This window comes from Pseudomonadota bacterium, from assembly GCA_039196715.1.
GTDB lineage: Bacteria > Pseudomonadota > Gammaproteobacteria > CALCKW01 > CALCKW01 > CALCKW01.
Genome location: JBCCUP010000086.1, coordinates 1 through 17706 on the forward strand (window position 1 = coordinate 1; position 17706 = coordinate 17706).

At 64.8% G+C, this 17706-nt stretch carries 14 protein-coding genes and 1 pseudogene; 8 read left to right on the forward strand and 7 right to left on the reverse strand.

The window, feature by feature from the left end:
- Positions 1-141 (forward strand): integrase core domain-containing protein (locus tag AAGA11_19880; protein MEM9605133.1); only part of this gene is annotated, 141 nt, incomplete at its 5' end.
- A gap of 36 nt (positions 142-177) precedes the next feature.
- On the opposite strand, the gene AAGA11_19885 is transcribed toward AAGA11_19880, so the two are convergent.
- Positions 178-1368 carry a sterol desaturase family protein gene (locus AAGA11_19885; protein ID MEM9605134.1) on the reverse strand — a complete coding sequence of 397 codons (1191 nt, stop codon included), beginning with the start codon at positions 1366-1368 and terminating at the stop codon, positions 178-180.
- A 179-nt stretch (positions 1369-1547) separates the two neighbouring features.
- Here AAGA11_19885 and AAGA11_19890 point away from each other — a divergent pair, with 179 nt between their 5' ends.
- From AAGA11_19890 to AAGA11_19900, 3 genes are all read left to right on the forward strand, one after another.
- Positions 1548-2558 (forward strand): AraC family transcriptional regulator, encoded by a 1011-nt coding sequence (locus tag AAGA11_19890; protein ID MEM9605135.1) that lies wholly within the window; start codon positions 1548-1550, stop codon positions 2556-2558.
- A 76-nt stretch (positions 2559-2634) separates the two neighbouring features.
- Positions 2635-3327, forward strand: coding sequence for a metal-dependent hydrolase (locus AAGA11_19895; GenBank protein MEM9605136.1), 693 nt, complete (start codon positions 2635-2637; stop codon positions 3325-3327).
- Between the two features lie 174 nt (positions 3328-3501).
- The gene (locus AAGA11_19900; protein MEM9605137.1) at positions 3502-4416 is read left to right on the forward strand and encodes a methyltransferase domain-containing protein; all 915 of its coding nucleotides are present in this window, start codon (positions 3502-3504) and stop codon (positions 4414-4416) included.
- Between the two features lie 31 nt (positions 4417-4447).
- Here AAGA11_19900 and AAGA11_19905 read toward each other — a convergent pair whose 3' ends face one another.
- A complete protein-coding gene (locus tag AAGA11_19905) occupies positions 4448-5062 on the reverse strand; it encodes a helix-turn-helix domain-containing protein (protein MEM9605138.1) in 615 nt (204 codons plus the stop codon).
- A gap of 145 nt (positions 5063-5207) precedes the next feature.
- Here AAGA11_19905 and AAGA11_19910 point away from each other — a divergent pair, with 145 nt between their 5' ends.
- The gene (locus AAGA11_19910) at positions 5208-6386 is read left to right on the forward strand and encodes an MFS transporter (GenBank protein ID MEM9605139.1); all 1179 of its coding nucleotides are present in this window, start codon (positions 5208-5210) and stop codon (positions 6384-6386) included.
- Between the two features lie 27 nt (positions 6387-6413).
- Here the strand turns inward: AAGA11_19910 and AAGA11_19915 are convergent, their stop codons facing one another.
- The 4 genes from AAGA11_19915 to AAGA11_19930 form a co-directional block, all read right to left on the reverse strand.
- Positions 6414-8147, reverse strand: coding sequence for an aconitase X (locus AAGA11_19915; GenBank protein MEM9605140.1), 1734 nt, complete (start codon positions 8145-8147; stop codon positions 6414-6416).
- A gap of 110 nt (positions 8148-8257) precedes the next feature.
- Positions 8258-10000, reverse strand: coding sequence for a flavodoxin domain-containing protein (locus tag AAGA11_19920; GenBank protein MEM9605141.1), 1743 nt, complete (start codon positions 9998-10000; stop codon positions 8258-8260).
- Between the two features lie 72 nt (positions 10001-10072).
- Positions 10073-11908: a NirA family protein gene (locus AAGA11_19925; protein ID MEM9605142.1), complete on the reverse strand. Its 1836-nt coding sequence runs from the start codon at positions 11906-11908 to the stop codon at positions 10073-10075.
- Positions 11909-12782: 874 nt separating this feature from the next.
- Complete coding sequence (locus AAGA11_19930) at positions 12783-13958, reverse strand: alpha/beta fold hydrolase (GenBank protein MEM9605143.1); 1176 nt, start codon at positions 13956-13958, stop codon at positions 12783-12785.
- Positions 13959-14441: 483 nt separating this feature from the next.
- Here AAGA11_19930 and AAGA11_19935 point away from each other — a divergent pair, with 483 nt between their 5' ends.
- Together AAGA11_19935 and AAGA11_19940 are read left to right on the forward strand one after the other, a co-directional pair.
- Positions 14442-14786: a c-type cytochrome gene (locus AAGA11_19935; protein ID MEM9605144.1), complete on the forward strand. Its 345-nt coding sequence runs from the start codon at positions 14442-14444 to the stop codon at positions 14784-14786.
- A gap of 184 nt (positions 14787-14970) precedes the next feature.
- Positions 14971-16164 (forward strand): annotated as a pseudogene (locus AAGA11_19940) (PQQ-dependent sugar dehydrogenase).
- Between the two features lie 61 nt (positions 16165-16225).
- On the opposite strand, the gene AAGA11_19945 reads toward AAGA11_19940, so the two are convergent.
- Positions 16226-16597: a surface-adhesin E family protein gene (locus AAGA11_19945; protein MEM9605145.1), complete on the reverse strand. Its 372-nt coding sequence runs from the start codon at positions 16595-16597 to the stop codon at positions 16226-16228.
- A gap of 400 nt (positions 16598-16997) precedes the next feature.
- On the opposite strand from AAGA11_19945, the gene AAGA11_19950 reads away from it, so the two are divergent.
- Positions 16998-17699, forward strand: coding sequence for a hypothetical protein (locus AAGA11_19950; protein MEM9605146.1), 702 nt, complete (start codon positions 16998-17000; stop codon positions 17697-17699).
- Positions 17700-17706 lie beyond the last annotated feature (7 nt).

A 17706-nucleotide genomic window follows, 5' to 3' on the forward strand; every position in this document is an offset into this window, starting at 1 on the left:
AACTCAGACCAACGGGCACGTGCACTCCCTCACTGGCTCCACCGCTACAACTGGCACCGCCCGCACGCCAGTCTCGGCTACCAACAACCCATCACCCGACTCGGTATCGATGTGAACAACCTACTGGCTATACACAGCTAGCCTGTGCCATCCGAGGCCATGCCACGCGTGGTGTGTTCATGTCGACAAGCGCGCCAGGACCTGCATCAACGACTCGGTCGAGTGCCAGGTTTGCTGTTTGCAGAACACCAGCGCACAGCCGCGCAACAGCAACCGGTCCGGCGCGGGTTGGTGCACTGTGCCATGGTAGGTGCGCCCGCTGCGCGGGTCGCGCAGGCGCCCTCGCCACCCACTGCCGTCGCGTACCAGGTCGGTGAGGATCGCATCGCCGACGGCCACGTGCGGGGTGGCAGCCGGATCCCACTGCCAGAGCACGGTACCGCAGGTGGCTGACGGACCCGACGTGCACGGTGCCAGACGCACGATCACGCCGAGTCCGGGTGAGGCGTAGTCGCCACTGAGTCCGCTCGCGTCGCCGCGTGTGGCTGTGAACACCGAGACCAGGGTCACGGCCATCAGCAGCGGTGTGATGCCACGCCGGCGGCGGCGGGGAGCGACCCGGGCAAACTCGGCGAGGTAGCGTGGGTGCTCGGTGCCCATCAGCCGGTCCCACCAGGTGAAATACAACCCGTAGTTACAGCGCCCCTCGGCGTGGTGCAGGTCGTGGTGCGTCACCGTCGTCAGCCAGCTGAACAGCGGCCGCCCGTCTGCCCGGGCGGGAAAGACTTCGACGCCACAGTGGCCAATGGCGTTGCGCACCATCATGTGGCTGACAAACACCAGCAACGCGAGCGAGTGGGTGGGCAGGAACAGCAGCACCAGCGGCAGGTAGACGGCATTCACCACCGCCTCTTCGGTGTCGAAGCTGTAGGCGGCGAACGGCGTCGGCCGGTGCGAGCGGTGGTGCAGGCGGTGGCAGCGGCGAAACAGCGTGCGGTGGTGCAGCAGGCGGTGGGTCCAGTAGAACCAGGCGTCGTGCAACACGATCAGCACGGTGACACTGACACACCCGTAGGCCCAGCCGAACGTGTCGATGTCGGTGTACACCGTAATGACCCCGGCGCGTTCGCCGAGCGCGATCAGCGTGCCCGCCGCCGTGAAGATCAGCACCGTGCGCAGGCTGGCGAGCAGCTCGCGCCGGACCTGCCCAGCCGGCACTGCGCCTGGGCGTAGGGTCTGGCGCGCCAATCGGCGTGCCAGCAACACATTGACCACGAGGTAGGTGCCGCCCGCCCCGATCAGGTAGCGCAGCAGGTCGGCGGGAAAGACGGACGCGTAGAGACCGGCAAGCGTGCTCAAGGTGGTCATGACAGGGCCTCGGTTGGATCGGGTGGACCGCCAACCTCGTGGATCACCTGACACGGTGCGCGCCGATGTTGAACACCGGGGTCGATTGCGCGGAATCGGCGACGATCCGGCACAATCGGCGAGCGCACGCAGCGGTGGCGTGCGCTAATGCGGTCTCCCCGAAGCGGAGCGGACGCGGTATGGCGACAGCGGATGTGTTCTTGCGCGGCGGTGCCAGTGCGCTGCTGCTGCTCTGTGCCTGCGTGTTCTGGTCGTTTGGCGGCCTCGATCGCAAGCGGGTGTCGGTGATGGTGCTCTGTGGTGCGCTGGTGCCCTACCTGCTGCTGTCATCGCCCACCCTCGCGCCGGACGGGGCGCTCGAGTCAGTCCTGCGCGCCGTCGCGGCGCTCATCCCGGTCGTGCTGTACTGGGCCACCCTCGAGCTGTTCGTCGATGAGCCGGAGGTGCGCGGGTGGCAGCTTGGCGTCGCCGGTCTCATCGTGGGTGCGTCGTGGCTCTCGCTCACCGGGGTGTCGCTCGGGGCAGTGCGGGGGGCCGGTGTGCTGGTGCTGCTGGGCCACGCGGTGGCGGTCGTTGTCGCGGGCGACGCCGACGACCTGATCGTCTCACGGCGTCGGTTTCGGCGCGGGTTTCTGCTCGCGGTGCTGCTGTTCGGCCTCGCGATTGCCGCGATCGAAACGGTTGATGGGGCGCGCGCGCTGCCGGATTGGGCGTTTCCGGTGCACGCGGCGGCGGTGGGCCTCGCCGCCGCGGGCTTTCTGCTCTGGGCGGTGGCCGTGCGGTCCGACGTCTGGCTGGCGCCGACGCCACCAACGTCAACCGGCCGGAGTGACAGCCCGGCACGCGCGGTGTTGGCGCAGCGTATCGAGGCAGCCATGGCCGAGGGGGCATGGCGCCAGGAGGGGCTGACCGTCGCGCAGTTGGCCGCACAGCTCGACACCCAGGAGCACCGGGTGCGCGCGGCGATCAACCAGGGTATGGGCCACCGGCACTTCGCCGCCTACATCAATGGTTTCCGCATCGACGCCGCGGAAGCCATGCTCCGGGACCCCGCCCTCGCCGAACGAACCGTGCTCAGCATTGCCTTCGAGGTCGGCTTCGCTTCGCTCGGCCCGTTCAACCGGGCGTTTCGTGCACGCACGGGGCAGACGCCGACGGCGTTTCGAAAGTCACGCCTGCCGCGGGGCTGACCCGGCCATCCACGGCCAGGGCTGGTCCGGCGAAGGCTGGCTCGCTAAGCTCGGCAAAACACCCGGAGATCTGCGCATGAACATCATTTGGCTTGGACACGGCGGGTTCCGCTTGGAAATCGGTGATCAGGTGCTGCTCATCGACCCCTGGCTCGAAGGCAACCCGATGATGGACGGCCAGGACAGCGACGCCGCCGTGGCCGGCGCGACCCACATCCTCGTCACCCACGGCCACTTCGACCACACCACAGGCCTGGTCGCGCTCTCGAAGCGGCTCGATCTGCCCGTCTCGGGCATCGTCGAACTGGCCAAGCTGCTCTACGACCAGGGCGCAGTCGAGGGGCACGCGTTCAACCTCGGCGGCGCCATCCCGCTCGGCGACGTCAGGGCGCACCTCGTGCCGGCGAGCCACTCCTCGAGCATGCCGATTGATGGCGACAACCGCTATACCGGCACCCCCTGCGGCTTCGTGGTCGAGGGCGAGGGGAAGACGCTTTACGTCTCGGGTGACACGGCACCGATGGCCGACATGGCCTGGATTGCCGGCTACTACCAACCCACCGTCGGCATCCTCTCGGCGGGGGGCTACTACACCATGGACATGGCGCTGACCGCGTACGCGGCGAAGACCTACTTCAACTTCTCCACCGTCATCCCCTGCCACTACCGCACCTTTCCGGCGCTCGAACAGTCGGCTGAGGCCTTGCGGGCCGGCCTGCCGGGTGTGAACGTGATCGAGCCCGAGGTGATGCAACCGATCACCCTTTGAGCGACTGTTCTGCGGCATGGACGTGCCACGCGCTGGGCAAGTCCTGATAGCGTTCGAGGGATCTTGCCGCCTGCGCTACGTGCGAACCCGCATGTACGCAAACGCGGCCAAGGTGGCTACGAATTTGCCCTGAAGTCTCCTTTCCACAACACCGAGACAAGGAGTCTTCGCCCGATGCCGTCTGACGCCAGAGAGTTGGGGCAATTCATCCCGGCGCACTACCACGCCAACATGCTGAACGACGAAGCCCGCATGCAGGGCTTTCGCGAGGCCATCACCCAGGTCGTGCCCAAGGGGGGTACCGTGCTGGAGCTGGGAGGCGGCACGGGCGTGCTGTCCTGCTTTGCCGCGCAACGCGCCCGACACGTCTGGTGTGTCGAATTCAACCCCGAGCTCGTGGCGCTGTCGCTGGCGCTGCTACAGCAAAACCTGAACGGCGACCGCGTGGAGGTGGTGCACGCCGACGCCAGCACCTGGCTGCCGCCCGAGCCGGTGGACGTGGTTGTTTGTGAAATGCTCCACACCGGGCTGTTGCGCGAACAGCAAGCGGCGGTGTTGCACAGCTTCAAGCAACGCTATCTTGCGCGCTTTGGCGGCCCGCTGCCGCGCTTTGTGCCCGAGGCCTGCCTGCAGGCGATCCAGCCGATCGAGCAGGACTTCGTGCACGAAGGCTACTATGCACCGTGCTTGCAATTCCAGTCGCCGATCGCCGAGCAGTGCCGGTCCGTGGAGCTCGGAGCCCCGACGGTCTACCAGGCCTTCTGTTGGGACGACGCCATTCCGACCAGCTGCACGTTCGATGGCCCGGTCGCCATCGCCCGCAGCGGCCGCGTCAACGCCTTGCGTGTGATCACCAAGAACCTGCTGGCAATTGTCGACAACGGTCAGCGCACGATCGACTGGCACAACCAGTACATGATCGTGCCGTTGGACTCCCCGGTCGACGTGGCGGCGGGTGACGCCCTTGCGGCGTCGTTTACGTATTGCCCGGGCGATGCACTCTCGGCGCTTGTCAACACCCTGCACGTGCGCCACGCGGGGCTGGCGGCCGCGGACACTGCGGACGTGAACCGGGCGGCGCCCGCCTGAGACGCCCAATCCTGCGCGGTCGACCGGCCGATCAGGTTGTGTCGAGCACGCGGCGCACGTTGCGCTCGAATTCGTCAAAGGCGTGATCGCGGGTCGCATTAAAGACCCTGGCGGTGACCGGATACGCCGCCCAGGTGTCGTGCGGCAGAGCGTTCTGAAATGCCAGTCGCTGCGCGCGCGTTTGGTACGACAGGCACTCGCCGTAGAGGTAGTGCTGCAGAATTGCGTAGACGTCGACCACGTTGCCTACGTCACCCAGCAGGGTGTCGAGCGCGGCAAACACCCGTTCGATCAACGGGAAGATGTGCGCGCTGAAGCGCCCCTCGAACAGCAGAAGCTGCACGAGCCAGGGCTCGGCGCGCAAGCGTCGGTGCAGTGCCACCATGATCGCGACCACCTCTTCGCGCGGGTCGGCGTGGCGGTCCGGTGTCTCGATGCGCGACGCGGCGGTGTCGAGCATGGCGGTCAGCAGGTCATCGCGGTTGCGCACGTGGCGGTAGAGCGACATCGGCGCGCGGTCGAGGTGGGCTGCGACCCGCCGCATGGACAAGGCGTCCAGTCCCTCGGTTTCAACGAGTGCGATCGCCGCCTCGACGATCACGTCTCGGCTGAGTTTTGGTTGTGGTGTCGGGGGTGTGCGGGCCATCGCTTGTGTCCTGGCGGCCGATATGCGTACACTGTACGCAAATCGGCACTGCCGGTCGGAATCAACACAGTCACGCGACAGGGTATCGGAGGTCAGGGTGTCGGACACAGCGCAGCGCGTCGGTCAACCGCAAGGCGCGCCCCCCTTGCAGCCACTCTATGCCGCGAGCATGGTGTGCTCGATGGGCATGATGGGGTTCGTTGCGGCGGCGGGCCCACTTGCGAAGCTGCTCGGCTTGAGCGCCTGGCAGATCGGCCTCACCGCGACGGCCGGCGGCGTCGCCTGGGTGTTGTCCGCGCGCGCCTGGGGGCGAGCGGCAGACCGGCTCGGACGCAAGACGGTGCTGCGCACCGGCCTGATCGGGTTCACGGTGACCTACATGCTGCTCTGTGTCGCTGCGCACCTCGGCGTCGCCTGGTCGCTGAGCCCGGGGCTCGCGCTGGCCCTGCTGGTCGTCACGCGCTTCGGCATGGGCCTGACCTATTCCGCCATCCCGGCTGCATCTGTCGCGGTCATCGCCGACCACCACGGTCCGGCGTCGCGTGCCGGTGCGATGGGCAAGCTCAGCGCGGCGCAGTCGTCCGGTCTGTTGCTCGGGCCGGCGTTTGTGGCAGTGATGGCGGGGGGGTCGCCCACGGTGCCGCTCTTTCTGCTCGCCCTGCTGCCGATTCCGGCGCTTGTCTACCTCGTCACCGTGTTGCCGGCCGATGTGCAGGCGCCCGATGCCGATGCGCCACAGCTGTCGCTGCGTGACCCGCGCGTGGTGCGCCCCGTGACAGTGGCTTTCACCGTGCTGATTGCCGTCGGCATTGCGCAGATTGTCATCGGCTTCATCGCACTCGACCGGCTCAACCTCGACAACAGCGTAGCACTGCGCGTTGCCGGCCTGGCACTCACGGCCGTCGGGTTGAGCCTCGTTGTCGCCCAACTCGCAGTCAAACGCCTCGGCCTGACGCCGTTTCGCCTCATGCGCATCGGTGCACTGACGTCGGCGGTGGGCTTTGTCGCCTCGGCCTGGGCGCCGAGCGCGGTGACCCTGATCGCGGGCTACGCCTTCGCCGGATTCGGCGCTGGCTGGGTGTTTCCGGCCATCTCGGCCGCCGCTGCCAATGCCGTCTCGAGCCAGGAACAAGGTCGTGCCGCCGGCGCGGTTTCCTCGGCGATGGGCCTAGGTGCCATGCTTGCGCCATTGATCGGCGGCAGTCTCTACGCCGTGTCGGACGTCACACCGCTTCTGGTTGGCGCCGGGGCCATGGGTTTGATCGCGGTGATCGCGAGCTACCCGGGTGCCGCCGATGGACCGGATGCGGAAACACGAACGTAGGCGCGTCAGCGTGGGGTGCCGCCATTGTCATGTCAGCCAATCGGGTACGGTGTCGTCGGCCAAGCCGGTCTGCGCGGCCCGCGCGCAGGCCGCCAGCCCGCCAAAGCGGACGTCGCGGCCCGAGAGCGCCGGCCCGTAGTGTGCGTACTTGCCCGAGTTGGTCATGAGCGTTCTGGCTGCGGGCGGGAAGACCGGTTCCGAGATCGAGCACCAGCAGAGGTCGGTCACCACCTGAACGCCTGCGTCGGTGAGCGTGTCAAGCAGCCCTTCGCGGGCCGCTTGCGCATGGGTCGCACGGCTCAATGTGATAAGGGTGGTGGTGTATTCGTCGCACCGTGTGCCGTCCACCAGCGCGGCGAATTGGCGGGTTTCGTTCAACGAGAAATGCGGGCTGCCGAGCGCGACGAGCTCCACCCGCGACGACCCGGTGTTGAAGGTGTCCCAGGCGCGGCGAAAATCCACGCGGGACAACGACAAGACCGGCGCACCGGGTTTGGGTGGCAGGGCGCTCTCGGGTGTGACGCCGGCAATGTGCAGCATCGGCGAGGCCGAGGTGGTGCCGAACGCGGCGCACACGGCGCGCAGGTCGTCCGCGTGCGGGTCGGTGTGCTCGAGGCCGCGCAGCAACGGAATGCGGTTCGGTGCGAGCGCGCCAACCAGCCACCCGAGCAGCGCCCAAACGGCGTCGTCACAGCCCTCGGGCAAGGCGACGTCGATGATGAGGTCGGGGTTGCGGTTGCCATCGAGGTAGACGCCCGCGCGCGGTGCGCGCCCCGTCAAGGCGATGAAGAGGTCGAGAAAGTCCGGGTGTTTGACTGTACGTGCGCCGAGCACGCTGTTGGCGTAGATCACGGCGTTCGACTCCGACCAACCGACCGGCTCGTCGACCCCCGGCCTGTCGTCGGCCTGGTAGGGCGCGCAGGTGAAGGTAGGTGCTGCACCCATCCGCACGTAGGCGTCGGCCAGACGGCTCGCGGGCACGCCGAGCGCGGCCGGAACCCGTTGCCGCTCCCAGTTGTCCCGGTCCACTGAAATCGCGTTCATGGTGGTGGGGATGGCGACACGGGCACCCATGTCAGCGAGTCGTTCGGCGAAGGTGAGGTTCGCTGGGCTCGCGTAGATGCACCCGTCGATGTGCGCCCGGGTGACGTCGATCAGCGTGTCGGCGCCCTGGATCGTTGCGACGTCGCACAGCACCTGCATTGCCAGGCGCACGGCGTCGCCGTCTGTCCCCGCGAGCTTCGACCTGTCCGCGTGCGACAAGGCCAGCGCTCCGAGGTCGAGTGGCATCAGGTCTATCGTGACGTCCCCAGCCGTCAGCTGAGTGCCCCGAATCGACGCCGTCGGCTCGCGGGTGAGCCGGTTGTAGTCGGCCGCAGGCAGGCGCACCACCGCAAGCGGGCGGGCGAACATCCGCGTGGCGACCAGCGCGCCGAGGGTCAGGACATCCTCGGCGTCGCGGAACACGAGCGCGGCGGGCGCCTTGCCGTTCAACGCCAGTTCGAGCAACACCCCGCTGCCTGAACACGAGCCGCGGCTGCTCGGCATCAGCGCCACGCTGCCGGCCAGCGACACACCGCACTGCGGGTGGTAGGTGTCGACGATGCGCCCGTCAACCGGGTCCACACCGCCCCAGAAACTGAGTCCCTCGTCGCACACGACAACTGCGCCGAACGCCGGTGCAGCGACCAGCAGCTGTGGCACGGACATGCCTTTCGATGAGGCGGGCTCGGGTACGGTCACATCGTTCGATCCGGACATGGTGACACTCTAGCAAAGCCCGCAGCGGGACCGCTCCGTCCGTCACCGGCGCGTGGGCATGTGCTGGCAGCGCTCTTTGCGGAACCCGGCGGCAGCGGCTCGGTGTGACGTCAGTACACGTCGCGTTGATAGCGGTGCGACGCGATCAGCTGGTCCACGTAGGCATCCGCGCCGTCCTGGTCAACCCCGGCGCACCCCATGATCACACTGCGGATCGCGTTGTCGACATCGGTCGCCATGCGCGTGGCGTCCCCGCAGACGTAGACACTGGCACCCCGCTCGAGCCAGTCGAAGAACGTTTCCGCTTGTTCGGTGATCAAGTGTTGCACGTAGATTTTCGTCTCGGTATCGCGTGACCACGCCAGGCTGAGCCGGGTCAGTAGGCCTGATGCGTGCCACGCCTCGATGTCCTCTCGGTAGAGAAAATCCTGTCGCGCGTGTTGGTCACCGAAGAACAACCAGTTGTCGCCGGTGGCGCCGCGCATTTCCCGCTCCTCGAGGAAGGACCGGAAGGGGGCAATGCCGGTACCCGGGCCAATCATGATGACTGGCGCGGTGTCATCGGATGTGATGTGAAAGTGTGGGGCAGGGTGGATGTAGACGCCGAGGTTGTTGCCGGCAGCCAAGCGGTTCCCTAGCCAGGTGGACGCGACGCCTTTGCGAGGCGTGCCAAACAGCTCGTAGTGCACCTCCCCCACTGTGATATGCACCTCACCGGGGTGTTTTTTTGCGCTGGACGCTATCGAATACAAGCGTGGTTGCAACGGGCGTAGACCGTCGACAAAGGTCTGTGCATCAAGTGGTGATCCCAACGTACTGAGCACATCAAACACATGTTGACTGTCTGCAGGCTTGCTGACACCCCAGCGCTCTCGCGCGTTGGCGTTGACGGTGTGGATATCGAGTTGGCTTCGCAACACGACCCGCAGCGTTGCGGGGCCGGTTTTCAGTCTGACCACCTCCGTGCCGCTGAATCCCCCGGCGACCAGAAGGTCCTCGACCTCGGTCGGGCAGTTCAACGGCCAGACGCCGAGTGCGTCTCCGACGTGGTAATCCACATCGCTGCCGCCGCCGGCGAGCGAGATCGCGACGTGATTCACGCGTTTGGCCGAGTGTTCGCCGCTCAAGCTGCGTGCCTCGATGAGATTGGCCACGAACGGGTTGCGCTTGGTGTACCTCGGCGTGGTGTCGTCGTCGTTTGCCGGCGCTCGTGCGGTGACCGTCGCTGACGCCGCAGTGAACGCCTCGGACGCGAAGACGCCCTCTTGCCAGAGGGCAAAATCGTCTTCGAAGGCGGCGTCGCAGAGCACCAGCTCGTGACACGGCGTTGCGCCCAGCGCCGTGAGGCGGTTGTGGATGTCGGTAGCAACCCGGTTGAAGTGGGTGTAGCTCGAGTCGCCCAGTCCGCAGACACTGAATTGGAGTGACGCCGGCAATGGCGGGGCGTCTTCCGCCATCAAAGCGGTATGGAAATGCGCTGCGTTGTCGGGCGGCTCGCCTTCACCGAAGGTGGCGCACAGGATCAACACGTGTGTGAGGTTGGCCAGATCGGCCGGGGTGATGCTGTCGAGTTCCGCCAGCTCGGCGTCGAATCCGCGTGTGGCGGAGAATTTCCGGATTCCCCGCGACAGCACCTCGCAGTTGCCTGATTGAGAACCGTAGAAAACCTTCAAAGGGGTGGCCACGGGTTCCGCCTCTGCATCGGCTTGCGAGGCGGCGATGACCGCATTCAACCCGGTCAGCAGCCCGTTCAGCCACTCGCGCTGCACCGGGTCAAACGGCGCGCCCTCCGGCAGTTCGACCAGTGGACCGGCGTCGGCCGGAGCCTGCAGGACGGAAGACAATGTGTTCATCAATGGGTCGTTCATCTGCCCTTCCCGGAGTGCAGTGTGCGGGGTGAGTGGTTCCCTCGACGCGTTGGCCGTTCAGTGCGCGAGGAGAATCGATTGGAGTTGCGCATCGTCGTGCTTGTTGGCAAAGGCGATGAAACTGTCACTGCCGTCGCGTGCCTTCAGGTAGTTGGCCACGATCCGTTCCGACAGCGCACAGATGTCGCGTGAGGCGACTGGGCCACAGAGAAACCGCGCCAGTGCCTGGTCACCGTCTACACCCCCACCGACGACCACGTTGTAGCCCTCGCTGCCGTCTTCGGTGGTGGTGCCGACCAGGCCCAAGTCGCCGATGTAGTGTTGCGCGCAGGAGTTCGGGCAACCCGTCAGGTGGATGTTGATTGGTTGGTCGAGTTCGAATCGCGCGTTCAAGTGATCGACGATCGCGCTGCCGTCTTCTTTCGTGTAGGCGTTGCCGAATTTGCAGGCCCACCGACCCGTACAGGCCACTGCGCCGGCCTCGAAGGCGGTGGCCTGGGTGCGCAGGCCGAGTCCGTTTATCTCGCTGACCACGCGCTCGACATCGGCCTCCGGGATGTGCGGAATGATGAGGTTCTGCCACACGGTCAATCGCACGTCGTTGCCGCCAAAGGTCATGGCAATGCGGCCAAGGCCACGCAACTGTGCGGGTGTGATCCGGCCGAGCCTCAGCGCAACGCCGATGTACTTGTAACCGGGCTGCGCCTGGTCGTGCACGCCGATGTGCCCCTGGCGGTTGATGGCCGGACGCGGCGCGTCAAAGCGGGTGGACAAGGGTATGAGCTTCACGCCGTTGCCGTAATTGTCGAGTGCCTCCTGTGTGCGCGCGCACACCCAGTCAAAACCGTGTGTGTCAAGAAGGTATTTGAAGCGCGCCTTCTTGCGGTTGGTCCGGTCGCCGTGCTGCACGAAGACTCTGAGGATGGCGTCGGCAATTTCGGGTGTGTCCTCCGGCCGGCAGACGAAACCGGTGTCGCGGGCAAAGTCGAGATGGCCGGTGATGCCACCGAGCGTGAGGCGGCAGTAGACGCCCGGTTCGACGCCGTCGGTGTTCTCACCCACTCGGACGGCGATGAACCCGATGTCGTTGGTGTCGGCGACGCACGACGTGGTACCGGCGTTGTCAAACGCCGTGTTGAACTTGCGCGGGATGCCCTGATAGTCCCGGTTGTTCAAGATGCGATCACTCAGGCGATGCGCGTAGGATCGCAAGTCCGTGAGCTCCTGCGGATCGAATCCAGCCGTTGGCGAGCAGGTGATGTTGCGCGCGCTATCCGCACCTGTGCCCTTGCACGACAGGCCGTGATCGCGAAACCGGCCGAGCATTTCCAGAATGCGGTTGGGCGGGATTTCACGCAGCTGAAAACTGCCACGTGTGGTCACGTGTGCGTAGCCGCCCGCGAGTTCCTCTGCGATGTCACCCAGCACGACCAGTTGGTCGCCGCGCAGTTCGCATGCGGGGATGCGCATCCTGACCATGTAGCCCGCCATCGCGGGCGCAACGTTGAAGAGGCCGAAATGCCGGGAGGCGAACTGATCGAGACCCTCGAGCATGTGATTTGTGTCGTTGCTTCGTACGATGTCGTTCCAGATATCAAGGACGTGCTGTTCGTACTTGCGTTTCTCTTCCTTGCACAGGTCTTCGACCGGCGTGCCCCAGAACGACTCGGGCACCTCCGACGCTTTCGCCTCCGGGCGGACGCCCAGTGCGAGGTGCAGGTTGAGCTTGACCAGTGTGTCCGCGAGGTAGCGCTTCTGGTCCTCCGAGAACCCGTCTGGTGTGTCTTTCAACCGCGAGTGTGCCTCACGAAACCGGATTGGTACGGCCGCAACCGTGTTGAGGGAGTCGGACCCCACCACGTCCAACTCGGACCGTTCGTGCGTTGAAGACATGCGACACCCGTGTGGTTGATTTTCTGGTCGATTGCGTGGGTGCCATGCCAGTGCACACCGCTGGCTTGTAGCTGCCCCCACAGGGGAATGCGCAACTAGTTTGCCACTCGGCGATTCAGGCCTCTGTGTGGTCTCAAGTCGCTGATATGAATACTGAAAATGGGACGCGTGTGTGAGTGTCGCAACGGCGCGCGCCGTGATTTCGACCGTCGCGCTGCACCAAGTTATTGCGTGCTGCACCACGAACACGCGGCACTAAAGTGCGTGTGTCGCTGCAACCGGCGGCGACTGCACGTTCGCAAGCTGGGCATTTGGCCCGTCAGGCCAAGGGCCACTGTGGTGGTGTTGGCCGTTGTGGACTGACTCCCAGTGTGATCTCACAGGGTGTGGGCCAGTGCGTGTGCGGGCGTCGAATGCGCCGCGGTACTGGGTCGCCTGCAGCTGGCCCAACGGTGTGCCGGAAGCTGCGGTTCTGGAACCTGAGCTCGATGACGCGCATCGGTACGCCGACACGGTCTATGGTCAGCGACGAATTGCCTAATGGACTCCACCACCGGACGTCGTTGCTGTGGTTCGGGGTGTAAATACCCGTCGCGATCTTGGCGAGGCCGTTGGCGTCTGGCCCACTTCGGCGTAGTACATTGCAAGCCCGACACAAGCTCTTTGGTGTCGCGACCCGCGACCCAGGATATCCGCGGCGTCGCGGCCCGCCAGGCGCGTCTGCCGGAACCGTCAGTTACGGCATCGGTGCACGGACTGATGAAGCGGGCGTAGGGTCGGTCAACGCAGTTGGCGCAGAGCAAAAAACCACCCTATCAAAGCCGGCGTCATGACCCGGTTGGGTGGCCGTGTGCGCCGGCGGTGCGTCCGCGTTTCACTCGACCACCCGACGGATCGTCTCGACGAGCGCGCCAAAGTGCGGATTCCACGTCAGTCTGGCGTGGGTCTTTCCGGCTTCGATGTGGTCGAAGCTCGAGAACCAGATCGCGTCGTTCGTCGGGCAAGCGGCCTCGGCATCCTCGTCCTGGCCGTTGTCGCAGATCCGCTGGCTGCCGTTCTTGCCGTAGTAGGGGTTATGCGGGGCGAACAGCACGCCCATGTGGGAGAAGGTGCTGATGCGGTGTTCGGGCAGCGCTGCGGGCAGGGACGTCACCCGCGGGTCGTCGAGCGCACCGTTGCCGTACCAGACGAGGCGACTGGACAGGTGCGTGAAACGGGTCTGGAAACGCCGCAACACCGCCTCGGCGTTGACCACACTGTCGTGCTCGCTGACCACAATCAACGTCGGCCCGGTGTAGGGGTGTGCATCGAGTCGCTCGCGAACCTCGGCGACGGACTGTGACAACAGCGCGCCGCCGTTCATCGCGAGGGTGCTGTAGCGGGTGTAGTTGCTCTCGTGCGGGTCGAAGTCGATCCAGTCGATGACATGGTTGGCGAGTGGCGCCAGCACGTGCAGGACGTCGCGTGGCACGAAGGCCGGCGAGAACAGCAACAACCCGCGGACCGTGTCGTGCTGGGCGGCGTAGGCGGTGACGAGGTTCGCGCCGGTCGAGAACCCGCCGAGCCACACCCCCTCGACCTCGGCCTGCAACAGGCGCACATGGTGTGCGACCAGATTGCGCCAGTCGTCGTAGACCGGCAGCGTCAGGTCGGCCGGTCGGGTCCCGTGCCCCGGCAACAACAGTGTCCGTACCCGAAAGCCCTGGTCGACCAGGGCGGCGGCGATGTCCCGCAGGTAGAACGGCGAGTCGCCCAGGCCGTGGACCAGCAGCACGCCCCGGGTCGCGGGCGCGTTGCCAGTTGGCTCGAGTTCGAAGGGCGCGTTGGCGTCCACCTCGGCCGTCGGGTTGTCGGTCAGAAACACGCGGTTGTCGGCGATCCACTGCCGCGTGTCGTCCACATAGGCGTCGAAGCTCGGCTGCCGGTAGTCGGGCAGCGCGCTGGACGGCGTGTACAACGGGTCATTCGGTGTGAAGAGCTGGGCTGCCGCCACGAGCGTCACCAGCAACGTCAGTGTGGCGCTGACTGCGATCAGAAGGCCTCGAAACATCGGGGGTCCTTGCCGTGGAGAAGCGGGATCGGTTGCGGGCCCGGTTATAGCACCCTTGGCGCAGCGGCGGCGCGTGTGATGCGGTGACGACCCGGCAACCTGGGGCGTCGACGCACACCTGCCGCACGGCGATCGCGCACCCGCGCGAGAGGCCGGGCGTGTGCCGTGTCGTTCTGATCCTGGTGCCGCTCCGCGTCGTTCGTCAGGGTGTGTCGCTGCGCGTCGGCATCGGCGCCGGTACACCCGACCCCATGGCGGCGGTGACTCGGTGCGCTGCCGCCAGCGCCGAACTGGACAGGCCGCGCAGGTGGCTGCCTCGGGCTGCGCTCTGGGCGCCTGCAGGCACCGTGGGCGGCTCGCGGTATGACAGTCAGCCATAGCATGTATTATTGTGCAGCTACAGGGTTTAGAGATGCATTATTTTGCGGTACAGTGGGCTGTCGCTGATCCTGCGGCACCTGTCTGATTCGGCTGAACCCCCTCATGAGTGGATACCTGAAAACCCTGTTGTTTGGATTGGTTCTCGGCCACACCGGACTCGCTGTCGGCGGATCCGCGTCGACGGGCGGGGCCGCGCTGGTCGGTGACGCGGTGGCAGGCGAGGCGCGCTACAAGCAGTCCTGCGTCAACTGCCACGGGGCGGGGGGCAAGGGCGTGGCGAGTTACCCCAAGGTCTCGGGCCAGGACATCGCCTACACCACCGAGAAACTCGAGCAGTACCGGGACGGTGTGAAGTTCGGGCCCAACTCCTCGCTGATGATCATGATGGCGAAGCCCCTCTCAGACCAGGAAATCGCGGACTTGGCGACGTATCTGAAGGATGCATGACAGTGGCGTGAACTCATTGCAAGGGTGGCGCGTCGCTCAACTGAAGGAGAAGAGAATGCGTCAGATTGGAACTGCCTTGACGGCGTCCGCGTCGGCACTTGTGCTGATGGCCGCCGGAACCACTGCACACGCCGACGGCCACGGCGAGCGCATGAACGTGCCGAAGATCGAAACCACCGAGTTCATGACCGGGCTCGAGAACCCCTGGGACATGTCCTTCCTGCCCGACGGCACCATGTTTTTCACCGAGAAGTGCGCCGGCCTCTCGGTGCGGGACACCGCCGGGAACGTCAACAAACTCTACGGCGTGAAGGATTCCACGGGCTACGCGGACGCGGGCGACGACCTGTTCTGTGATGGGCAGGCGGGTGTGCTTGGCGTGGCGGTGGATTGGGATTTCGCCGAGAACCGCACGCTGTACCTGTACTCGTCTTCGACCAAGTACTACGGCGACGGCTGCAAGACGAACTTCGAGAAGTGCGACGGCAACATCGTCATGCGCTTCACGGTCAGCGAGGACCTCACCAGCGTGTCGGACCGCACCGACATCGTTACCGACATCCAGTAAAAGCCGTTCGAATCGGACCAGCCCTTCGGCGGCCCCGGTGCACACAACGGCGGCCGGCTCCGCATCGGGCCGAACGGCTTTCTCTGGGTCACCGGCGGTGATCGCCACCGCGGCATCTGCCCGCAAGACGGCCAGTTGCTCTGTGGCAAGGTGCTGCGCATCGACGGCGACGGCAACCCGCACCCCGGGAACAACCCGCCCGCCGGTTTTGACAAGCGCATCTACACCTACGGTCACCGCAACGTGCAGGGCATCGCGTTCCGCCCGAGCGACGGCGCGGCCTTCACCGCCGAGCACGGTCCGTGGCACAGCGACGAGATCACCCTGCTGGTCAACGGGGGCAACGCCGGCTGGGACCCGGGTGAGTTGCGGGGCGGCCGCGGGGAGTGCCCGGACAAGTACTGCGGGTACGAGCCCAACCAGATGGACGCGATGGACCCGGCCATCCGGGCCGCCTACACGCCGATGAGCGACACCCGCTTCGAGGACTTGATGCCACCGTCGTGGAACAACCACGGTTTCTCGCAAGGCATGGGCTCGGCTGCGTTTCTGACCGGCAGCAACTGGGGCATCTACGAAGGGCGCATGGTCGCCGGCATCATGGGCATCGGTTTCGGCAACACGCCACCGGGCTCGCGCATCGACGTCTACGACCTGGCCGACGACGGCCTGTCGATCAAGGGCGCGATCATCATGCCAACCGGTATCACAACACGGTATCGCGGTTTGGCGATGGGGCCCGACAACGCGCTCTATGCGGCAACGGATGATGGCTTCATATTCAAGATCACGGCCACGCCGATAAACTGAATCGAACCTTAAAAAAAAAGCGACAATTTTTCGCTCGCGCTACATGTAAGCGCGAGCTTTTTTATTCTTCGCACAGCAGCTCTGCCAGTGCTTTGGTTGCTGAATTGTGCTGAATCGCCTGCTTCGGCTTCGCATGCATGTTGGTTGCCATAGCGGGCTTGGTCCAGTCCTTGTCAGTGAAGAACGTGTCTTGCAATATCCGCACAGTATTCTCCGAACACTGCAGTTGTACATGACGCTGGTAGCTCGACGCTGCCATAACCGAGCGCTTGTACCTAACCCGTGTCCAAACGTTGATCTCGTCGCCATCCCTCGTCACGCGTGAGTTGTTGTAGAAATGAACATCACCGTTTGATCGAGTCGAAAACTCGATCCACTCAGCGCGGGCATTGCTTGAAAGAACACACAGAAAAATCAACAGTGCGTGCTTCATTCTTGACCGCCCCATTAAGCAAAAGACTGACAAAGCGATAGCTTCGACTCGGTATTCTACATCCCCTGTGCCGTGGTCAAACAGTTTGCGTGACTGCGCATGCGCCAGAGAGGACACATTCTGTTTGCACTGGAACAGAACCAGTGCCGTTGCGCAGTGTGCATAGGTTCTGAATGCTAGGTGCTGGCCACCTTTTTTTGGGGATGTACCTTGTCCCACGAGGACGAAACACCGACAAGTATCCGAGTTATGGCTCACTTGTATTATTCGGACATTGACCACAGCACATTGAAAATTTGCGCGGCGCAGCGCCCGGCCATCAGGTAGGATTTCAACTCATAACGCTAGGTACCGTGCGCTGACCGCCGCACGCCATGTAAAGTCTTTGCGAGATTACGCTGTGCTTGGCACCGACACCGATAGCCATCTGTCGATCTTGTTCACTGACGTGGAGGGCTCTACGGTCCATTGGGAGACTGAGAAGGACAAGATGTCTGAAAGTCTCGCGCGCCACGATCACATCGTTCGCGACATGATCGCATCGCTGCGAGGCCACGTTTTTTCGGTGGCTGGCGACAGTTTTGGTGTGATTTTTTCTGAATCCGCCGACACTCTCGACGCCTCGCGGCGCGTACTGCGGTCTATCCAGCAAGAAGATTGGAGCGAGGGTGTTGAAATAAGCGTGCGCTTGTCGCTACACAGTGGTGCGGTGTATCAGCGCGACAACGGCGCCTACGGACCAGAAATCGTGCGCGCTGCCATCCTGTGTGAAATCGGCCACGCCAGTCAGATTCTCTGTACGCAGGATTTTGTCGGCAAGATTACGAACGTCGAGACACGCTGTCTCGGGCGTTGCCGCTTGCGCAAGATCAGTGAACCGCTGCTTGTCCATCAAATCGTTAGCGAGTCCTTCGCGCGACTGCGCAACGTGACCAAGAAGGTCTGTACTGTGCCAGCGAGCCGCGATGCACTGATAGGCCGGCAGGAGCACACCGCGGCGTTGCACGAGCTCATGGACAGCACACGTTTGCTGAGCCTGGTCGTGCCGGGTGGGGTGGGTAAAGCCACCTTGGCCTGCGGTCTAGCTGTGTATAGCCAGTAGGTTGTTC